This is a genomic window from Kribbella sp. NPDC004536, assembly GCF_042873835.1.
In the GTDB taxonomy this organism is placed as follows: Bacteria; Actinomycetota; Actinomycetes; order Propionibacteriales; family Kribbellaceae; genus Kribbella.
The window spans coordinates 453,560-473,579 of sequence record NZ_JBIALY010000002.1 but is presented as its reverse complement, the minus strand read 5'-3'; the positions used below and the strand labels follow the sequence as shown (position 1 = coordinate 473,579).

Genomic DNA, 20,020 nt, shown 5'->3' with positions numbered 1-20,020 from the left:
CTACAGCACCCGGTTGAGCAGGTCGTAGAAACTGTTCGCCAGGACCAGCTCGTACGGATCGCCGAGCAGCGCACCGAGTTCGGCCATGTCGGACGGCGCCCACGACCAGGCGCCGATCAGTCCCGAGATGAACAACGGCTTGGTACCGTCCCAGCCGGCGATCCGCTGGTCCAGCGCGGCCTTGAACTCGGCCGCCCGGCCGGGTGCGCCCCACCCGCCGGTGATCGGGATGCCACCGTGGCGGACGGTCAAGGTGTCGCCGTCCCACGTCTGCATGATCCCCTTCGTCGGGGTGTAGTCGGCGTACCCCTTGGCGATCTCCTCGGAGAGCTGCACCCACGTGCCGTTCGCGCGGCCGCTGTACGCATAGACGACGTCGAGCCCGGTACGGCTCATGAACGAACCCGACATCTTCAGGTACTGCGTGAGCTCGGCGGGCGCCCACGACGCCGGGTAGGTGTAGCCCGCGCCGGACGGACCGCACACGAGCAGGTCGTTCGCGGTCGCCGTGCGCTGGAAGTAGCTGTAGATGTTCGGCCCCGCCTCGGCCAGCAGCGGGTCGATCGTCCAGTTGGTCGGTACCTCGCCACGCTTCGGGTCGTCCCAGATCTCCCGCAGCCGGCGTTGGCAGTACTGGATGTTGTCGCCCTCGCCGAACGTCAGCGTCAGGTACACCTTGTTCTGCGGCTTGTCGATCCGCTTGATCGGACGGGGCTTCGGCGAGATCGGCGACGTGAAGCCCGCGTGCACGCTGCCGTTCATGTAGAAGTCGGCCGCGACCACGGGCGACCCGCCCTTGCTGGCCAGGTCCACGCCGTCCCATTCACCGGAGACGTCGTTCGCGAACCAGCCCATGTACGGCGCCAGCGTCGGCCACTTCGCGTAGTGCTCGATCAGCAGGTCACCCGTCGCACCACCCGGTGGTAGCCAGCTCACCAGGGCCTTGGTGGCCACCACGTAGTCGCGGAAGTACGGGAACGGTTCGACCCGGGTGGGCGACGTGTCGGTGGCGCTGACGAGGTACTGGTTCCACATCTCCACGGTGACGACGAGGGACGTCGTACCGGCCGGTGGTGCGATGCGGTAGATCCAGTAGTTGCCGCCGTCGGCGAACCGGTTGCCCTCACCACCGATCGAGGAGTGCGAGCCGTCGAAAAGGTACGGGGCCTCCTCCGGCGTGTTCGGTTCGAAGGTGGCGATCACGGTGTCGTTCGCCTTGATCGACACGTGCCGTACCGAGGCGCCCCAGCCGTCGTCGGTGAACGAGTCCGCGAACCTGACGTACACGGCCTCCTTGCCGAGCTTGGCGGACACGTCCAGGTTGTACGTACCGCGGTTCGACGAGTCGCGGATCTGCTGGGTCTCGCGGGCGATCTCCTGCCAGACAACGCCTTCCACGTCGACCACGCGGGTCGGCGGCAGGCCGGCCAGGAGCTGCTTGGTGACCCGCGGGAACAGGTTGTCCAGCTGCCACCGGTACGTCTTCACGCGGTCGTCGTCGAACATCCCGCGCAGGTCCTTCACGATCTTCAGGCCGTACGCCTTCACCTGGTCCGCGTCGGCGACGACGGAGTTCTCCAGGCCGGCCAGCGTCGTCGCCACATTCAGCGAGTCCGGTACGGCGGCGTCGTACACGATCGCGCCCCGGATCCGGTTCCGGTACTTCGCGACCAGGTCCAGCGGGTTCTTGTACAGCTTCGTCGGCAGGCGCATGTCGGACAGCCACTTGGCGTCCGGCACACTCTCGGTCCCGGTGTCGTAGATGAAGTACAACTCCGGCTCGGAACGGTTGACCACGCCTTGCAACGTTGTCAGCAGGGTCTGGTCCTGCCCGCTGAGCTTGCTGACGTCGCCGTAATCCAGGTGTCGTGGGCGGTTGAACACCGGCAGCAGCCGAGCGGGGCTGCCGGACGTCGATGAATCTTCAGCATTTGCGGTCAATGCGAAGGGCTGGACCAGCCCCGCCGTGACCGCACCGCTGCCCGCCAGGAACGTACGTCTCGAAACCATCGCGACCACTCCCTGAGGTTGACATCGATGTCAAATCAGCCCGGAATCTAGCAACCCGGAGAGAGCGTGTACATAGCTCGCTTGGAATCGTTTCCGTCGAATCTGCGACCACCCGCCGGTGTCTGGCAACAAGCTATTGCTTGTTCCCAGACACCATTGGGTGTGCTCAGTTGCCGGTGCCGGTGCGGCCGCCGCGGGATTCGATGGCGGCCGGGAGGGTGGAGGCCGGGAGGCCTACCAGCTCGGCTACCTGGGTGAGGCGGCCTTGGAGTTGCGCGGCCAGCGGGGCCGCGCCCACGTGGTCGGTGCTTGCCGGGTCGTCGATGCGGTGCAGCCGGACGTGGATGCCGCCGCGGGTCTGTTCGGTGATGTCGGCGGCCGGGACGCGAGCGGTGAACTCGTAGATCTCGCGGGGCGTCACGTTGTGGCCGCGTTGCTCCGCCGGGCCGTCGAGGTTCGGGAAGGAGCGTTGCGTGTTCGGGTCCGCGACGGTGCCCGCGTGCAGCAGGCGGTCGTCGTACGTGACCTCGTACGCGTCGGCGCCGTGGAACGTGGTCGACTGGGCCAGCGGTCCGTCGACGAGATGGCTGTCGACGACCGTGAGCCGGTCACCGCGGACGCGGATCCGCAGCCGTACGTACTGCTCGTCCGGCGCTCCGGTACGGCGGGTGTGCGCGGCCTGCTGATCCGGCCACGAGCCGGCCGGCTTCGCCTGCCGTGCGGCGGTCGCCGCGGCGTGGTCGTACGCCGGTTTCGCCGAACGCGTCGGGTCGGGGCGCAGCTCGTCACCCTTCACCGGTCCGGCGTGTGGTGGTACGGCGGCGTGCTGCCGGCGTACGTCTCCCGCCGGGGCCTTCGCCGGCCGGCTGTCCGGCCTGGCGGAGCGCTCCGCGGGGCTGCCTTTCGGATGCTTCATCGTCCTCACCAGTTCCGGCCGTAGCGGTAGTTGTGGATCCAGCGGTAGTAGATGCGGTCGAGCGTGATCCCGCGCCGCCCGTTGACGACGCCGAACCAGTCGGTGTTGTGCACGTACAGCTGCGGCTTGCCGGAACGTCCGGTCACCCGGGCCGGCTCGAACCGGTCGACCGAGCCCAGGTTCCACTCCCCGACCCAGTCACCGACGTAGTCCGCCTTCAGCCCGACGCCCGAGCTCAGCATCCGCCCGAGGTACTCCGTCGACCAGTCCTGGTAGTTCCACGCCCACAGGTCGCAGCGTCCGGTCCCGTCGATGTCGGCCGCGAAGAACTGGTCGTGCCGTCCGAGACCGTCCCAGCCCGGTACGTCGCCGTCGTAGCGGTGCACGTACGCGAGCCCGGACCCGGTCGAGCGGAACATGCCGAGGTACGCCATCGACCAGTCGTCGCCGTTGAACACGAACACGTCGCACTTGCCGTCGCCGTCGAAGTCGCCGAGGATCAGCCGGTCGTGCTGGGCGAGCCCGCCCCAGCCGGGGATGTCGCCGTCGTAGCGGTGGATCATCGAGTACCCGGACGCGCTCGCGCGGAACAGGCCGACGTACGCCATCGACCAGTCGTCGCCGTTGAAGATCACGAGGTCGTCGGTGCCGTTGCCGGTCAGGTCGCCGACGAAGAACTCGTCGTGCCGGGCCAGCCCGCCCCAGCCCGGGATGTCGCCGTCGTAACGCTGACTGACCCAGAACCCGTTACCGGTCGAGCGGAGCAGGCCGACGTACGGCATCGACCAGTCGTCGGTGTTCACCACGACCAGGTCGTCGCTGCCGTCGCCGTTCAGGTCCGCGACCAGGAAGCGGTCGTGGGCGGCGAAGCCACCCCAGCCGGGAATGTCGCCGTCGTACCGTGCGACCAGCCGCAGGCCGCCTGCGTCGTCGGACTTGAGCAGGCCGAGGTACGGCATCACCCAGTCGACGCCGTTGAAGATCGCGACCTCGTCGGTGCCGTCACCGTCGAAGTCGCCGACGTACACCTGGTCGTTCGGCATGAACTGCCAGGATCCCGGGACCCGTTCGACGGCGCTGAAGCTGTGCTCGAGCGCCGTACCGTCGGCGCGGAACAGCTGGATCGACGTGCCGTGGTGCAGCAGCAGGTCGCTGCGGCCGGTGCCGTAGAAGCGGCCGGCGTACGCGTTCCGGAACGTGTGCTCGGTCTCGTGGTCACGCGCGGTCTTGATCGAGGTGTAGCAGACCGGGCAGTACGGCGGCGTGTTCGTGTTCATCCGGCAGTTCTCGACCGGGCGGTAGATGCCGGTTTCGAGCGTGCCGCCGCCCTCGAACAGGCCGACGTCGGTGTTGCTGTTCCAGTCGGCCGGGCGCGGGCCGTTGTTGTAGTTCGCGGCCGCGCCGCTGCCGGTCGGCAGCGGGGTGCTCGGCGCGATCAGGTTCGCCCACTTGGTGGTCGCCCGGTCGGTGATCGTGGTCAGGTTGATCCAGCCCTGCTCGGGTCCGGTGTACGCGCCGCCGGCCGAGTACTCGTCGGCGAACCCGCCGATCCCGTGCCCGAACTCGTGCGCGATCACGGTCCAGTTCACGCCCATCGGCACATGCGCCCGGCCGCCACCACCGCAACCGCCGTAGTTCGGGTTGTTGAGTACGACCAGCAGCTCGTTCCAGTCCGGCACCCACTTGTTGAGCGCGGCCTGGATCCGCGCCTCGGTGTCCGGCCCGTACTCGAGCCAGCAGTGCGCCCACGACCCGCTGAAGATCATCCCGAGCGCGGTGTCGTGGATCGTCTCCGACGAGATCGTGTCGTCCGACGGGTCGGTCGGCGTACCGTGCTCGTCGTACGTCCGGGTGCTGACTCCGGAGTCGACGGAGTCCAGGTTCACCCGGTAGATGTTGTACGCCGACGCGTCCTCACTGAAGTAGTCGTGCCCGAACACGCCGTCGATCAGCGTCGTCTGCACCCAGTTGTTGTACGCGACCTGATCGAGCGCGGTGAACCCGTCCCCCAGCACCGCGATGTTCCGCTTCACCCCAGGCGGCCCTGCCTTGCGCAGCACAGTCATGCTGTCAGCCATTGCTCCCCCTTACACAGCGGCGCCCCCAACGAACACCCCTACTCGGGCGGAGTGTCCTGTGAGGCCCGGTGATACAGGGTCAGGTCTTGCGGCGGGCGAAGCGGGCGCGGAAGGAGCCGTCGTACTCGAGTTTGGTGTAGCCGGCGGAGTGGACGCCGACGGCGAAGAAGGTGGTGACCAGGAAGGTGAGGCCGGCGATGAGGGAGATGTGCCAGAAGGCCGCGGTGAGGCCTACGAACGAGGCGCCTTCGGCGAGGGTTTTGGCTACGCTGACCAGGCGTGATCTGGTGACCTGGCGGCGGAACGCTTCCTGGCGGTTGAGTACCAGCAGCGCTGCCAGCAACGGGATCGCGACCGCGAAGGCTACGACGCAGATCGTCGCGGTCAGGTCGAGCGGCGACGTGGTCAGGAACGGCTGGACCGCGACCAGTCCGGCGGCGCCCAGCCCGCCGTAGATCAGGTTGGACTGCCGGATCCACTCCTCCTGGATCGCCGGGTCGGACTGCGTGTCCGCCGCGTCGTCCCGCAGCCGGTAGGCGGCCTCGACGGCTTCGGTCGCGTCCGCCCGCTCGGTCTCCTCAGCCATCCGCCCGCCCTCCAAAAGCACTGGTCCGCCGTACGGCGGCGAGCCATAGTAAGCGAGATGCGGTACTACTACACCGAGCACCAGGCGGCCTACCAGCGACTCGAGCGGGCAGGCCTGACACAGTGGAACGATCTGTTCGGCGAGAGCTGGACCTTCGACAACTTCCCGAACCGGGCTTTCCTCGAGAGCGTTCTCGGTCGGTTGCCGGTTGGGGGTGAGGTGCTGGAGTACGGGTGTGGGACCGGGCCGGCCGCCTGCTTCCTGGCGGAGCGGGGGTTTCGGGTCGATGCGATCGACCTGATCCCGGAGGCGATCGAGCTGGCTCGACGGTTTGCTCGCGAGCGGGGGCTCGACGTCAGCTTCGAGGTGCAGGACGTGTGTGCGCTGCCGCCGGGTAGTATGCGGTACGACGTGGTGCTGGACAGCTACTGCTTGCAGTCGATCGTGACGGATGCTGACCGGGCGCGTGTGCTTCGGGCCGTACGTGAACGGCTGAAGGGGTACTACGTCCTGTCGACGGCCGTGTACGACGCCGAGCGCGTCTACGAGGGCGACTTCCGGTACGACGCCGGCACCGGCATCTGCTACCAGGCAACCACCGAGCCGACCGAGGACGCCGTACGGCTCGACGACACCTGGTACCTCCCGCACCGGCGGCACCTGCGCCCGGACGCGCTCCGGGCCGAGCTGGAGCGTGCCGGGCTACAGGTGGTCGAGCAGGACGGCGGCAACCTCATCGCAGTCGCAGCGTCCCCGCCAGGAACGCCACAGCAGCCCACGCCCAGCTACCAGGCGCGCTGAAGGATCTCCGTCGCCTCGGCGAACGACATCCCGGCCTCGCGTGCGGCCTGCGCCAGCTTCACGGCCGCCGCATGCGTGGCCGCGTCGTTGATCTGGCTGCGGGACGCCAGGACGAACGTACCGTTGCGCCCACGCGTCTCCACCAGCTGGTCGGCCTCCAGCTCCTTGTACGCGCGGGCGACCGTGTTCACCGCGAGCCCGAGATCCAGCGACAGCTGCCGTACGGTGGGCAGCCGGGTGCCGCGAGCGAGCTCACCGGCCCGGATCAGCGCCTCGATCTGGGCCCGCACCTGCTCGTACGGCGGCGTCAGTCCGACCGGGTCGACCGTGATGTCCATCCCCTCAGCATCTCAGCTGAAGTCCTCCACCGGTACGACGCTCACACCGCAAACCTAGGTACTTTCGGCAGGTACCGAAAGACTGGTCGCGCCGTGACCGTCCAGGCACCGTCGGCAGTATGAGAGTCGGACAGAGCGGTACCGGGCCGGGGGTGCATACGCCGGACGGGAGCGCGGTGGAGTTGTACGAGGTGACGCCGGCGCACGGTGAGGACGAGGTGATCGACGCGGCGATCGCGCCGGGGAGCAGCATTCTCGAGCTCGGGTGTGGGGTCGGGCGGATCACCCGGCCGTTGCTCGCCCGCGGGCACCAGGTTGTCGGTGTGGACGAGTCGCCGGAGATGCTCGCGCGGGTGACCGGGGCCGAGACGATCTGCGCCACGATCGACGAGCTCCGGCTGGAGCGGCGGTTCGACGTCGTGCTGATGATGTCGTTCCTGATCAACGTCGCCGACGACGCCGAACGCCTCCGGCTGCTGCGGACATGCGCGCAGCACGTCCGCCCCGGCGGCTCGGTCATCCTGCAGCAGGAGATCGCGCGGCACGCTCCGGCCGTACTCGAGGACGAACGCCGCAAACTCGTCATCGCCGACGTGGAAGACCTCCCCGGCGGCGCGCAGGCGGCGACCCTGACCCATGTCGTGAACGGCCGTTCCTGGTCCCAGCGGATCGTCACCAAGTACCTGTCGGAGGCCGACCTGACCGCTCAACTGGCGGAGGCCGGCCTGCGACGCACGGACTACCTGACCCCCGACGGGATGTGGGTCCGCGCCCGACCGGTCTAACCCAGGCCGCCGCCGCGCCGGGCGAGGTTGTCGAACTGGGCCTGGGTGAGCTTGCTCGTGTCGCCCTTCAGCGCGGCCGGGCGGGTGCAGATCACGCCGTCCGGAACCGAACCGGTCAGGTACTGCAGAGCACTCTTGAACGAGTCGCAGCGGCGCTGGTCCTCGGCGCCGGCCGGGTACCCGATCGCGGCGTTCACGCGGCCCATGTCCAGGTTGTCGGCGTACGGATTGATGTTGCGGGCAACGGTCCAGTACCAGCGGGCGATCGGCGCGCTCCAGTCCAGCGACAGCGCGAGGTCCGGGTTGCCGAGCAGATCGATGCCGAAGTAGTCCCCGGCCGGCCCGTAGTTGAAGTCGCCGGTGAGCTGGATGTACCCGCGGCCGCCGTACAGCCGGGTGTCGCCGATCTCGCGGATGTTGTACTCCAGCCGCGACTCGTGCACGAGCGTCGCGAGGAACGCGGCCTTCCGGTACGGCGTGTTGATCTGCGCGTCCCGCATCGCCTGGTTGAGCGACGGCAGGCCCGTCTCGACGATCGACGGGTTCGCGATCCTGCTGCCGAACATCGCCTGCACGTCGGCGAGCGTGATGTCCCCGTCCTGCGGCGGGTTGCCGTCACCACACTCCGGTACGCCGGGCAGCTTGTCCTCGGGGATCGCGACGTACACGACGGTCACGTAGCCGCCGAGCGCGGGCACATGCGCCCACCACGAACTCGTCCCGTCGGAGTTGCTGACCAGGTCGCCGCTCTTCTGGCAATCGACGTCGATCGAGGTCGGACCGCTCAGGGTGCCGACGACAGCGGAGGACAGCGAGGCGTCGGCACGGACGTTGACGCCGCTGTCGTACGTCTGGAAGACGGTCGCGTACGCGGGGGCCACCGCGGCGACGGTGAGGCCGAAGCCGACGAGCAACGCAAGAACGAGACGACGCATGAGCACTCCTGGGGCGGTAGGAGACGGGGCGGTGCCGTGAAAACCTAACTAAGCGCCTTCACGACACCGCCAGTTTCCTCCCAAACCCGGGATTGCTCAACCCTTGTCGGGTTTCGCGTCCACCCCCGCTTCCTTGCGCTGCGCCGCCGTGATCGGGGCGGGTGCCGCGGTGAGCGGGTCGAACCCGCCGCCGGACTTCGGGAACGCGATCACGTCGCGGATCGACTCGGTACCGGCCAGCAGGGCGGTGATCCGGTCCCAGCCGAACGCGATCCCGCCGTGCGGCGGGGCGCCGAACTTGAACGCGTCGAGCAGGAAGCCGAACTTCTCGGTCGCCTCCTCGTCGGTCAGCCCCATCACCTTGAAGACCCGCTTCTGCACGTCCTCGCGGTGGATACGGATCGACCCACCACCGATCTCGTTGCCGTTGCAGACGATGTCGTACGCGTACGCCAGCGCCGAGCCCGGGTCGGTGTCGAAGGTCTCCAGCGAATCCGGCTTCGGCGACGTGAACGCGTGGTGCACGGCGGTCCAGGCGCCGGACCCGACTGCGACGTCACCGGCCGCGGTCGCCTCGTCGGCCGGCTCGAACAGCGGCGCGTCGACGACCCACACGAACGACCAGGCCGACTCGTCGATCAGACCGCCCCGGCGGCCGATCTCCAGCCGGGCCGCGCCGAGCAGCGCCCGCGACGTCTTCACCGGACCCGCGGCGAAGAAGATGCAGTCGCCCGGCTTCGCGCCGACGTGGTCGGCCAACCCGGCGCGCTCGTCCTCGGACAGGTTCTTCGCGACCGGACCGCCGAGCTCACCGTCCTGACCCACGAGCACGTACGCGAGCCCGCGAGCGCCGCGCTGCTTGGCCCACTCCTGCCACGCGTCCAGCTGCTTGCGCGGCTGGTCGGCACCACCCGGCATCACGACGGCACCGACATACGGCGCCTGGAACACCCGGAACGGCGTGTTCTTGAAGTACTCCGTGCACTCGACGAGCTCGAGGCCCATCCGCAGGTCCGGCTTGTCGGAGCCGAACCGGGCCATCGCCTCGCCGTACGTCATCCGCGGGATCGGCGTCTGCACGTCGTACCCGACCAGCTTCCAGAGCGCGGTCAGGACCTCCTCGGCCAGCGCGATCACGTCGTCCTGGTCGACGAAGCTCATCTCGATGTCGAGCTGGGTGAACTCCGGCTGCCGGTCGGCGCGGAAGTCCTCGTCGCGGTAGCAGCGGGCGATCTGGTAGTACCGCTCCATACCGGCCACCATCAGCAGCTGCTTGAACAGCTGCGGCGACTGCGGGAGCGCGTACCAGCTTCCCGGCTGCAGTCGGGCCGGCACCAGGAAGTCGCGGGCACCTTCGGGGGTCGACCTGGTCAGCGTCGGCGTCTCGATCTCGACGAAGTCATGCTCGGCCAGCACCGCGCGGGCCGCCTGGTTCACCTTGCTGCGCAGGCGGATCGCCGTACCGGGACCCTGGCGGCGCAGGTCGAGGTAGCGGTACTTGAGCCGGATCTCCTCGTTCACCGGGGTCGCGTGGTGCTCCTCGACCGGGAACGGCAGCGGGGCGGCCTCGTTCAGCACCTCGACCTCGGTCGCGATCACCTCGATCTCGCCGGTCGGCAGGTTCGGGTTCGCGTTGCCCTCCGGGCGCGGCGACACCTCGCCGACGATCTTCAGGCAGTACTCCGAACGCAGGCCGTGGGCGGCGTCCTCGTCCCGGATCACGACCTGGACGGTGCCGGTCGAGTCGCGCAGGTCGATGAACGCCACGCCGCCGTGATCGCGCCGCCGCGCCACCCAGCCCGCGAGTACGACGGTCTCGCCGGCGTGCTCGGCACGCAGCGAACCTGCGGAACGGTTACGGATCACGACTTCTCCTCTTCGATGATGCTTGGACGTAGGTCTCCGGCCGGCGGGGCCCAGGTGGCGGCGTCGGCCGGCACCTGCTCGCCGCTGCGGATGTCCTTCACTTCGGGCCCGTTCTCGGTACTGAACCAGACGAACGGAATCCCCCGCCGATCGGCGAACTTGATCTGCTTCCCGAACTTCGCCGCCGCCGGCGCCACCTCGACCGCAATCCCCCTGGCGCGCAGCGCGATGGCCGTCCGCATAGCCTCCGCCCGGTCCTCCTCAGAGTTCAGGGCAATCAGCACAGCAGTCGGAGTACGACGATTCGCACTCAGCAGACCCTTCGAGATCAGCCGGTGCACGAGCCGCGACACCCCGATCGAGATCCCGACGCCCGGGTACGTCGTCTTCCCGTCGGATGCGAGCGAGTCGTACCGCCCACCCGAGCAGATCGACCCGTACCCCTCGTCCCCGATCAGCTGCGTCTCGTACACGGTGCCCGTGTAGTAGTCGAGCCCGCGCGCGATCTTCAGGTCGGCGACGAGCAGCCCCGGGGCGTGCTCGTTGGCCGCCGTCATGATCTGCGAGAGCCGTTCGAGACCCTCGTCCAGGATCTCGTGCTGTACGCCGAGCGCCCGTACCTGGTCCGCGAACGACGCGTCGGTGCTGGAGATCTCGGCGAGTCGCAGTACCTGCTTGGCGGTCTCGGCGGACAGACCGGCCCCGGTGAGCAGCTCGGTCACCTTGTCCGGGCCGATCTTGTCCAGCTTGTCGACGATCCGGAGCGTACCGACGATGTCCTCGATGCCGAGGCCGCGGTAGAAGCCCTCCGGGATCTGGCGGGTGTTCACCTGGATCCGGAACGGCGGGATCGGCAGCTTGCGGAACGCGTCCGCGATCACCAGCGGCAGCTCGACCTCGTAGTGGAACGGCAGCTCGCCGCTGTCGATGATGTCGATGTCGGCCTGGGTGAACTCGCGGTACCGGCCCTCCTGCGGGCGTTCACCGCGCCAGACCTTCTGGATCTGGTAGCGCCGGAACGGGAACACCAGCTTGCCGCTGTGCTCCAGCACGTACCGCGCGAACGGCACGGTCAGGTCGAAGTGCAACCCGAGGGCCGCGTCCTCGTCGGCGTTCGCGGCGAGCCGCCGGACGCCGTAGATCTCCTTGTCGGCGTCCTCGCCCTGGTTGGACAAGCGCTCGACCGGCTCGACCGCACGGGTCTCGATCGACGCGAAACCGTGCAGCTCGAAGGTCTCCCGGATCGTGTCCAGGAACTGCAGCTCGACGATCCGGTCCGACGGTAGGAATTCGGGAAACCCGCTCAGTGGGGTCACCTTGCTCATAAGTTCTGTGTCTCCAGGTCCTGCAAGTAGGGGTTGGTCGCCTTCTCCCGGCCGATCGTGGTCTGGCCACCATGACCCGGCAGGACGACGATCTCGTCGCGCATCGGCAGGATCTTGGTGGCCAAGGTATGCAGCATCGCCGGATGGTCGCCGCCTGGCAGATCCGTCCGGCCGATCGACCCGGCGAACAACACGTCACCGGAGAACAGCACCGCGGGCACCTCTTCCGGCCCGTCGTACGGCGTGGTGAAAGTGACCGACCCGCGAGTGTGCCCCGGGGTGTGGTCGACGGTGAAGTTCAGGCCCGCGAGCTCCAGGCTCAGCCCGTCCTTCAGTTCGGCCACGTCGTCGGGCTCCGCGAACGAGTGGTTGCCGCCGAGCAGCATCCGGGCCGTCTCCGGGCTGACCCCGGCCATCGGGTCGGCGAGCAGGTGCCGGTCGTCCGGGTGGATCCAGGCGGTCGCGTCGTACGTCCCGCAGACCGGGAGCACCGAGAACATGTGGTCGATGTGACCGTGGGTGAGCAGTACGGCGACCGGTTTGAGCTTGTTCTCCCGGACGACCTCCTCGACGCCCGCGGTCGCGTCCATCCCGGGATCGACGACGATGCATTCCGCGCCCTGGCCGGTGGCGACGACGTAGCAGTTCGTACCCCACGACCCCGCGGGGAACCCGGCGATGAGCACGACAAGCCTTCCTGGAACCGTTCTGGACCCACCAAGGCTACCGGTCCGCGTGGGGTGAGTTCGAACCGGATTGTGACTCAACACCGTTGCGCCTGAGCTGGGAGTTTGTGATTGTTCAGGGATAAGCGTCAAGGAGGCGTCGGGTCAGCGGCTCGACGCGCCCAGGCGGGCCCTGTTCGCACGGTTGGACCGGGGACTGACCAGAATGGGCACGAGCGCAGTGCATACCGCCGGAAGGGGCGAGTTGTGGCCGGAGAGAACTGGGGCCGGGTAGCCGAGGACGGAACGGTCTTCGTACGGACGAAGGACGGTGAACGGGCGGTCGGCCAGTGGCCGGACGCGAACCCCGAGGAGGCGCTCGCCTTCTACACCCGCCGGTACGACGCGCTGGCCTTCGAGGTCGAACTGCTGGAGCAGCGGGTGCAGGCGGGTACGGTCTCGCCCGACGACGCCCGCGCCGCGGTCAAGAAGGTCAGCAGCTCGCTCGAGGACGCGCAGGCGGTCGGCGACCTCGACGGCCTCCGGGGCCGGCTCGACGCGCTCACCCCGCTGGTCGCGCAGCAGCGCGAACGGCGCAAGGCCGAACGGGCCGCGAAGGTCGAGGAGGCGCGCTCCGCCAAGACCAAGATCGCCACCGAGGCCGAGACGATCGCGGCCGGCACCGACTGGCGGCACGGCGTCACCCGGCTGCGCGAGCTCCTGGACGAGTGGAAGGCGCTCCCCCGGCTGGACAAGTCGTCCGACGACGAGCTGTGGCACCGCTTCTCCTCCGCGCGGACGACGTACACGCGACACCGCAAGCAGCACTTCGCGGAACTCTCCTCCAAACGCGAAGAGGCCGCGCAGGTGAAGGAGCGGCTGGCCGCGGAGGCCGAGTCGCTCGCCTCCTCGAACGAATGGGGCCCGACGTCCGGCCGGTTCCGGGACCTGATGCGGCAGTGGAAGGCCGCCGGCCCCGCGCCGCGCGAGGTCGACGACAAGCTGTGGGCCCGCTTCCGGGCCGCGCAGGACCTGTTCTTCGGTGCGCGGGACGCCGTCCAGGCCGAGGAGAACGCCGAGCAGGTCGAGAACCTCAAGGCCAAGGAAGCGCTGCTGGTCGAGATCGAGGGCATCCTGCCGGTCGAGGACGCCCGGACCGCGCGCGAGCAGCTGCGCGACTACCTGGACCGCTGGGACCAGATCGGCAAGGTCCCGCGCGACTCGATGCGTACCATCGACGGCCGTCTGCGCGCCGTCGAACAGGCCGTCAAATCGGCCGAGGACGAGGTCTGGAACCGCAGCAACCCCGAGGCCCGCGCCCGCGCCGAAGCCACGGTCAAACAGCTCCAGTCCCTGATCGCCGACCTGGAGAAGCAAGCCGCCAAGTTCGAGTCCCAGGGCAACACCCGCAAGGCCACCGAGGCCCGCGAAGCCATCGCCGCCCGCCGCGAATGGCTGACCCAGGCCCAGAACGCCCTGACCGACTTCAGCTGACCGAGGCTGACCGCGGGCTGCCGGGGTGCGGTTTCGCACCCCGGCAGCCTGTCGTCACGGCCCGAAGAAGGTCATCGTCCGGCCGATCAGATCGGCCTTGTCCGCTGCCGTCCCGTAGGCCTCCAGCGGGAACGCCAGGAACACGACCTTGTAGGTGCCCGCGAAGGTCAGTGCGTCGGGCGCTGCCGTGTCATCGGTGAACGCCGCGGCTGCTCCACCGTTCGGAGTGACCTGGTCCTCGAACGTCGCTCCCAGGACGCTGTGATCCAGCGTCACAGCGCCGATCCCGTTGGTCACCGGGCTGCCGGCGACGCCGTGCACGGCGGACGTGGACTTGTCGTTCTGCGCCTCAGTACCGTCCCAGGTGATGTGCAGGTAGTCGTGCACGAACGCCGTCGTACCCGCAGCCTGGTCCAGAATGTCCTGCCCGGACATCAGCAGCCGGCCGCCCGCGTCGAGGAACGCCTTCAACCGCGACTCGTACGGTGTGATCGGACCCGGATACGTGTTGCCGGTGAACCACACGACGTTCTTGTGCGCGACCAGGTAGTTCTGCGGCAGGTTGCTGTCCGCTGCGAGGTCCCACGTGTCGAACGAAACGCCCTTCGCCGTCAGGGCCGTCGTATAGGCGCCCTGGACGTCCGGAGCATTGCCGTCCTGGTCCACCAGCAGTGTGTCGTTGGTGACCGCGAGCGTCTTGATCGACGCGGTCGCCGTCGCACTCGGGCTACCGACCGACGTCGCGACCACTGTCGAGGTGTTCGCACCGGTCGCCCCCGCCGGGACGGACACCTTCACGCAGACGGCGGTCGTCGCACCCGGTGCGATCGCCGGGGTCGTCGTGAGAGGCGTCGTACAGGTCGCGTCGAGGAACGCCACCGGGTCGGTCCCGCCGGTGCTCGACATCGTGTAGCTGTCGGTGTTGAACCCGAGGTTCCGCACCGTCAGCGGGTAGGTCACGCTCGTCCCCGGACGCGCACCGTCGGTCTGGGTGACCGGAGTGAGAGCGGCCGCGTACGGCGGTGCGATCGGCGTCGTGACCGGCGAACCGGTCGTGAACGGGCCTTGTGCGGACGTCACGCGGACACCGTCGTCGACGATGGCGCCGAGCTTCTTGGCGTTCGCGATCCGGACGCCGAGCTGCACGGTCACGCTCTGGCCCGCCGGGATGCTCAGACCGGACCACGTCGCGACGCCGTTGACGTTCGTACCGCCGTTGTCGGCGTCGATGAACGAGGTGTCGGCGGGCAGCGGATCGGTGATCTGTACGCCGGTCGCGTCCGCGTTGCCGATGTTCTTGACCGTCAGCGTGTAGTCGAGCCGGCTGGCCGGTCCGACCGGTACGCCCGCGTCCGTCTGGCTCAGCCGGAGTGCCGGGACCGCCGTCGTGTCGAACGAGCGGAAGGCACCACGGCCGTGGGTTCCGGCCGCGAGGACCCGGTGCGACGCGTCGAGGTTGAGCTGCCAGATCGCGACGTCCGGCATCCCGGAGCCGAGCGGTGCCCAGTGCACGCCGCCGTCGTGGGTCACGAACGCGCCGACGTCGGTGCCGGCGTACAGGGTGTTCGCGTAGGCCGGATCGAGGATGATCGAGTTCACCGGGCTGTCCGGCAGGTTGAAGCTGATGTCCTGCCAGTTCGCGCCGCCGTCGGTCGTCTTGTAGACGTGGCCCGGCCGGGACGGGGTCGCCCGGTTGAACCCCGCGTACGCGAGGTAGGCGATCCGGTAGTTGCTCGGGTCGACGGCGATCTGGGTGATCGGCCGCTTCGGCAGCGCGCCACGGTCGACGCGCGTCCAGCTCGGGGTGTCGGCCACCTGAGCGTTGGTGCTCAGGTACACGAGCCCTTCCTCGGAACCCGTGTAGACCGCGTCGCCGCCGCCGATGCCGATGGCGGAGATGAAGCATCCACGTCCGCCGTTCGGTGCGGCACCGGTGCAGCCGCTGGTGAGGTCGGGGCTGATCGGCTTCCAGTGCACGTCACCTGCCGACGGTGCCTTGGCGTTGTCGGTGCGGTAGAGCCGATACGTACCGAGCAACAGCTGGTCGGTCCTGCGCTGGTTCTGCACCCACGGGACGTAGAACTCGGCCCGGTCCTTGGTGTCGATCCCGTTCGTGATGGTCTGGTTGGAGAAGAACTGCAGGCCGCCGTCGGTGTAGCGGTACGGCGAGATCCCGAAGTACGTACCGAAGACGTAGTTCGCATCGTTCGGGTCGACGAGGACCTGGCCGCCGTCGCCGCTGGCAACGTCGAACCAGGAGTCCGAGGCCGCCGACTTGCGGTCCGTACCGTTGTCCTGCGTACCGCCCCAGACCCGCGCCGGAATCGTCGGCACGTTGGCGATCGAGGTGAACTGGCCCAGTTGCAGACCTGTCCGATGCGTCACCGCCGCCGTGTTCGGATCCACGGAGCCGTTGAGGTTCTGCCACGTCACGGCGTTGAGCGGATCGGTGCTGTTCGGCCGGCCGCCGCGGCTCGCGCTGTACCAGACGCCGCCGTCGTTGCCGATCAGTACGTGCGCCGGGTTCGCCGGGTCGAGCGCCACCGCATGGAAGTCGGGGTGCATGTCCCAGCCGAGGTTCTTCCAGGTCTGGCCACCGTCGTCGGAGCGGAAGATACCCCCGGAGCCGATGCCGTAGTTGAACTGGCCGGCGACGTAGACGACGTCCGGGTTCACCGGATCGGCGACCACGACGTTGTCGTACGTGCACTGCTCGGCGCAGTAGTCCTCGACGTCGTCGGCGCCGCTTCCGGCCGGCGTCATCGTCCAGCTGGCGCCTTCGTTCGTCGACTTGAAGATGCGGGCCGGCTGGTCGTTCCAGTTGAAGCCCGCGTACAGTACGGCGCTCTGCCCGGCCGGATGCGACAGGCCCAGCGCGAACCGCGTGCCCGTGCCGGCGTAGTCGGCCGCCGGGAGACCGGTCATGATCGGCGCCCAGTGCGCGCCGGCGTCGGTGCTCTTGTAGATCGCGTCGCCCCAGAACGAGCTGTAGAGCGTGCTCGGGTTCTGCGGGTCGATCTTCAGGTCGGTGGCGCCGTTGAGCTCGGACTTCGCGCCCTTGAGCAGCGTCCAGTTCGTACCGCCGTCCTTCGACTCCCACACGCCGTACTGGGAGTGCACGGGAGGCGTCGTACGACGGGCGCCGCCACGACCGCGGAGGATCGCGGCGTACAGGTGGTTGGCGTTGGTCGGGTCAACGACCAGGGCGGACGTCGACACGCCTTCGAAGAAGTCGCCCGACACCTGCGCCCAGTGTTGGCCGCCGTCGGTCGACTTGAGAATGCCGTTGCCGAAGTAGCTGTCGCCGGACAGCGCGCCTTCACCGGTCCCGGCGTACACGATCGCGTCGTTCGTTGGTGCGACCGCCAATGCGCCGATCGCCAGCGACGGCAGCCCGTCGGTCTTCGGCGACCAGGTGCCCGACGAGGGGTCGTACAGCCAGATGCCGCCTTGCGCACCGCCGAGGATGAACTGCCCCGTACTCGGCCGGATCGCGAGCGCGCCGATCCGCCCGGCCATCGCGCTGAAGATCGGCGTACTCCGGGTCCGCTGCACGATCGGATTCGGACCGAGACCGGTCCACGAACCGGTGAACGTCGCCGGTCCAGGACTCGGCGTACCGTTCTTGCGCAGGTCGGCCGCCGCCCGCGCCGCGGCCGCGCGCAACGCACCGGCCTGCTGGTTGTCGAGTTGCTGGTCACCGGCCGTACGGCGGCTCATGAAGTACAGGTCGCGCTGCAACTGGACCTGTTCGTCGTCCTCGTTGAGCCGCGGCGGCGCCGTACCCGCCGTGAAAGTCGGGGTGTCATCCGCGACCGCACCACCGGCCGCTCCCGACGGCGCTGCCACCAGCGCCGCGACCAGTACCGCCGACCCGATCCCTGCTATCGAACGCCGACTCCCCATTCCGCACCCCTTTGGCTCCCCCGAGCGCGATTGTTGGCTGATGCAAGCACCTCACCCGGCGTCCAGGCTGTCAACCCTCTGTGGATAACTCGGAGCACACCCAAGGGGATTCCGTCATGCTGCTCTGATGCTCCCCGCTGACCTCCCGTACTACTGGAGCGGCCTCCCCTTCCGCCCCTACCAAGTAGGCCGCAAACTCAACTGGCTCCTCGCACGTGGGGAGATCCGGCAACTGATCTCCGGCGTGTACGTCGACCCCCGCGTGCCGGACACTCCCGAACTTCGGGCACAGGCCCTACAACTCGTCGTGCCTCCCGGCGCCACGGTGTGCGGCCAAGCCGCCGCGTGGCTACACGGCATCGACACCACCGCACTTGGCCAGGACTTGTTCCGGCCTCAGTGGACGTTCACCGAACGACCGTCCACCGAGGTCCTCGGCGTCAAGGTCACGACCCGCGAAGCCTCCGCGATCGAGCTGGCGAGACAGCTGCCACGGCCCTTCGCACTGTCAGCCATCGACGCGCTCCTGCACTCAGGCATGTCCCTGACCGCCCTCCGGAACGCGGCCGTCACGTACTTCGCCGAGCACAGCGACTCCCAGGCCGCCCAGATTCTCCGCCTCGCCGACGCCCGCGCCGCCTCCCCCGGTGAGTCCTGGCTCCGCCTCCGCCTGTTCGACGCCGGCTTCCCCCGCCCCGAACTACAGGTGAACGTGAAGGGCGACAACCGCACCTACCGCCTCGACCTCGGCTACCCCGACAACCCGATCGACGGCCGCCGCCTGGGCCTCGAGTACGACAGCGACCAGTGGCACTCGTCCGCAAAACAACAGTTGAAAGACGAAACCCGCCGCACGGAACTGGACGCCCTCGGCTGGCACATCATCCCCGTCCGCCGCCCAGACCTCTGGGGCCGCTACCCCGCCCTGGAACTAGCCGTCGGCAGCTTCCTCTGCCAAGAACCACGCCTACCGCGGCGGTGGTGAGACACGGTCGCATCCGCGAGTACGAGGGTGCTCGCGCTGCGGCCGGATCCGTCGCGGACTGGGATAAGGTCGCACCGGCACGAGGGGTGCGTGCCGCTGTACGAACTGATCTGAGGGGGAGTCATGGACGCATCTGAAGAAGTGCCTCAAGAGGTCGCCGTTCGGCGCTTGGGCAAGGAGGGATCAGAGCTCGCCGTCTTCGAGTTCCAAGGGAAGCTGCGAGAGCTGATGATCTCCAGCCTCCGCGAAGGCTATCTGGCCAGCGGGAACTACGCCCCGGACGCGAAGGCAGTTTCTCCGCAAGCTGCCATGTCGTTGGCTGTCGCAGGCGCAGCGACGGGAGCGACCGCGCTGTCGGCAGCGTTCTCGTCGACGCTCTTCATGGCGACGGCGAATCCCGCCACGCTGATGACACTTGGCAACGGCGTCGGCAGTGCCGTGATGGGAGCCGGCGGGATCGTCGCGCAGGCGGCGTTCATCCCCGTAGCGAGCTCACTTCCGGTCGTCGCGCCGATCCTTGCGATCCAGGCGCTCAACACTGCGGTGATGATGCAGCAGTTCAAGCGGGTCGATCGGAAGCTGGACACCATCAAGGGCGCGTTGGACAAGGCGATCGGCCGGATCGAAGCGACGCACTCCGGCGAGCTGCTCGCCGCGTCCAGGACCGTCGACGACATCTACCGGCAATACAGTCTCGGTGGATCCTTCTCGAACGACATGCTCATCCGCCTCGCGCTCGCCGAACGCGACGTGAGAGCACTCGCCACCAGGTTCCGGCAGCTTGTCGAAGCGCGCAGCACGAACAACCTCGATGACGCCGACGAGATTCAGCAGGCGAACTACGACGCCCACAGTGCGATGCTTTCCTCGTTCGTGGAGCTCCGGGTCTCCTATCTCCGTGTCTGTGTCGATATGCAGGAGAATCCGAAATCGGTGACCTCGTCGATGGAACAGCTGAAGTCGGTCATCGACGACGGGATCGCGTTCTGGCAGCAGTTGCAGGATCGCTCGCGAACGTTCAAGGACGAAATCAGTCAGCTCGAGGCCAAGCTCCAGGAGATGAACTGGGCGACGCGCAACCTGCCACGCGGAGAGGGCGCCATGCTCGAGAAGGAGCTCGCTAAGCGCAACGCGGCGTACACGTCGACGATGGAGAGCGAGCGGGTCATCATGAGCGAGTTCCATTCGCTCATCGAATCCGCCCGCACCACTCGGAAGGCGCTTGAGGCTGCGGCACCGGTGGACGCCACGGCCTCGCCGACCCTCGTCTACTGGAAGGACGAGACGGGTGAGCACGCGTTCGTCACGGAGAAGAGTCTGCTTTCCTGAC

The 20,020-nt window shown here is 68.3% G+C and carries 15 protein-coding genes; 5 read left to right on the top strand and 10 right to left on the bottom strand.

What is annotated here, in order from left to right:
- The 4 genes from ACFYRU_RS17110 to ACFYRU_RS17095 all read right to left on the bottom strand — a co-directional run bounded on the left by ACFYRU_RS17110 (position 1) and on the right by ACFYRU_RS17095 (position 5,590).
- Positions 1-2,010, bottom strand: coding sequence for a GxGYxYP domain-containing protein (locus ACFYRU_RS17110; protein ID WP_387659309.1), 2,010 nt, complete (start codon positions 2,008-2,010; stop codon positions 1-3).
- A 166-nt stretch (positions 2,011-2,176) separates the two neighbouring features.
- On the bottom strand, positions 2,177-2,926 hold the full coding sequence (locus ACFYRU_RS17105) for a hypothetical protein (protein ID WP_387659307.1): 750 nt from the start codon (positions 2,924-2,926) through the stop codon (positions 2,177-2,179).
- Positions 2,927-2,931: 5 nt separating this feature from the next.
- Positions 2,932-5,004, bottom strand: coding sequence for a M64 family metallopeptidase (locus ACFYRU_RS17100; protein ID WP_387659304.1), 2,073 nt, complete (start codon positions 5,002-5,004; stop codon positions 2,932-2,934).
- A gap of 79 nt (positions 5,005-5,083) precedes the next feature.
- On the bottom strand, positions 5,084-5,590 hold the full coding sequence (locus tag ACFYRU_RS17095) for a hypothetical protein (RefSeq protein ID WP_387659301.1): 507 nt from the start codon (positions 5,588-5,590) through the stop codon (positions 5,084-5,086).
- Positions 5,591-5,647: 57 nt separating this feature from the next.
- Between ACFYRU_RS17095 and ACFYRU_RS17090 the strand changes: the two genes are divergently transcribed.
- Entirely contained in the window at positions 5,648-6,391 is a 744-nt protein-coding gene (locus tag ACFYRU_RS17090) for a class I SAM-dependent methyltransferase (RefSeq protein ID WP_387659299.1), read from the top strand.
- Here the strand turns inward: ACFYRU_RS17090 and ACFYRU_RS17085 are convergent.
- Complete coding sequence (locus ACFYRU_RS17085) at positions 6,376-6,729, bottom strand: GntR family transcriptional regulator (RefSeq protein ID WP_387659296.1); 354 nt, start codon at positions 6,727-6,729, stop codon at positions 6,376-6,378. The genes ACFYRU_RS17090 and ACFYRU_RS17085 overlap by 16 nt on opposite strands.
- A gap of 119 nt (positions 6,730-6,848) precedes the next feature.
- Here ACFYRU_RS17085 and ACFYRU_RS17080 point away from each other — a divergent pair, with 119 nt between their 5' ends.
- Complete coding sequence (locus tag ACFYRU_RS17080) at positions 6,849-7,514, top strand: class I SAM-dependent methyltransferase (RefSeq protein WP_387659293.1); 666 nt, start codon at positions 6,849-6,851, stop codon at positions 7,512-7,514.
- On the opposite strand, the gene ACFYRU_RS17075 is transcribed toward ACFYRU_RS17080, so the two are convergent.
- The 4 genes from ACFYRU_RS17075 to ACFYRU_RS17060 form a co-directional block, all read right to left on the bottom strand.
- Positions 7,511-8,449: a glycoside hydrolase family 19 protein gene (locus ACFYRU_RS17075; RefSeq protein WP_387659290.1), complete on the bottom strand. Its 939-nt coding sequence runs from the start codon at positions 8,447-8,449 to the stop codon at positions 7,511-7,513. The two genes, ACFYRU_RS17080 and ACFYRU_RS17075, sit on opposite strands and share 4 nt — an antisense overlap.
- Before the next feature lie 96 nt (positions 8,450-8,545).
- Positions 8,546-10,315, bottom strand: a complete 1,770-nt coding sequence (gene aspS, locus ACFYRU_RS17070; RefSeq protein ID WP_387659288.1) for an aspartate--tRNA ligase — start codon at positions 10,313-10,315, stop codon at positions 8,546-8,548.
- Positions 10,312-11,640: a histidine--tRNA ligase gene (hisS, locus tag ACFYRU_RS17065; protein WP_387659285.1), complete on the bottom strand. Its 1,329-nt coding sequence runs from the start codon at positions 11,638-11,640 to the stop codon at positions 10,312-10,314. Before hisS ends, aspS begins: the two co-directional genes overlap by 4 nt.
- A complete protein-coding gene (locus ACFYRU_RS17060) occupies positions 11,637-12,326 on the bottom strand; it encodes an MBL fold metallo-hydrolase (protein WP_387659283.1) in 690 nt (229 codons plus the stop codon). The genes hisS and ACFYRU_RS17060 overlap by 4 nt, the downstream gene beginning before the upstream one ends.
- Before the next feature lie 246 nt (positions 12,327-12,572).
- On the opposite strand from ACFYRU_RS17060, the gene ACFYRU_RS17055 reads away from it, so the two are divergent.
- Positions 12,573-13,799: a DUF349 domain-containing protein gene (locus tag ACFYRU_RS17055; protein ID WP_387659280.1), complete on the top strand. Its 1,227-nt coding sequence runs from the start codon at positions 12,573-12,575 to the stop codon at positions 13,797-13,799.
- A 54-nt stretch (positions 13,800-13,853) separates the two neighbouring features.
- On the opposite strand, the gene ACFYRU_RS17050 is transcribed toward ACFYRU_RS17055, so the two are convergent.
- Positions 13,854-17,705, bottom strand: a complete 3,852-nt coding sequence (locus ACFYRU_RS17050; RefSeq protein WP_387659277.1) for a hypothetical protein — start codon at positions 17,703-17,705, stop codon at positions 13,854-13,856.
- Between the two features lie 127 nt (positions 17,706-17,832).
- Here ACFYRU_RS17050 and ACFYRU_RS17045 point away from each other — a divergent pair, with 127 nt between their 5' ends.
- Both ACFYRU_RS17045 and ACFYRU_RS17040 read left to right on the top strand, forming a co-directional pair.
- Positions 17,833-18,690, top strand: a complete 858-nt coding sequence (locus ACFYRU_RS17045; RefSeq protein WP_387659274.1) for a hypothetical protein — start codon at positions 17,833-17,835, stop codon at positions 18,688-18,690.
- 123 nt (positions 18,691-18,813) lie between these two features.
- Positions 18,814-20,019 carry a hypothetical protein gene (locus ACFYRU_RS17040; RefSeq protein ID WP_387659272.1) on the top strand — a complete coding sequence of 402 codons (1,206 nt, stop codon included), beginning with the start codon at positions 18,814-18,816 and terminating at the stop codon, positions 20,017-20,019.
- Position 20,020: the final 1 nt, after the last annotated feature.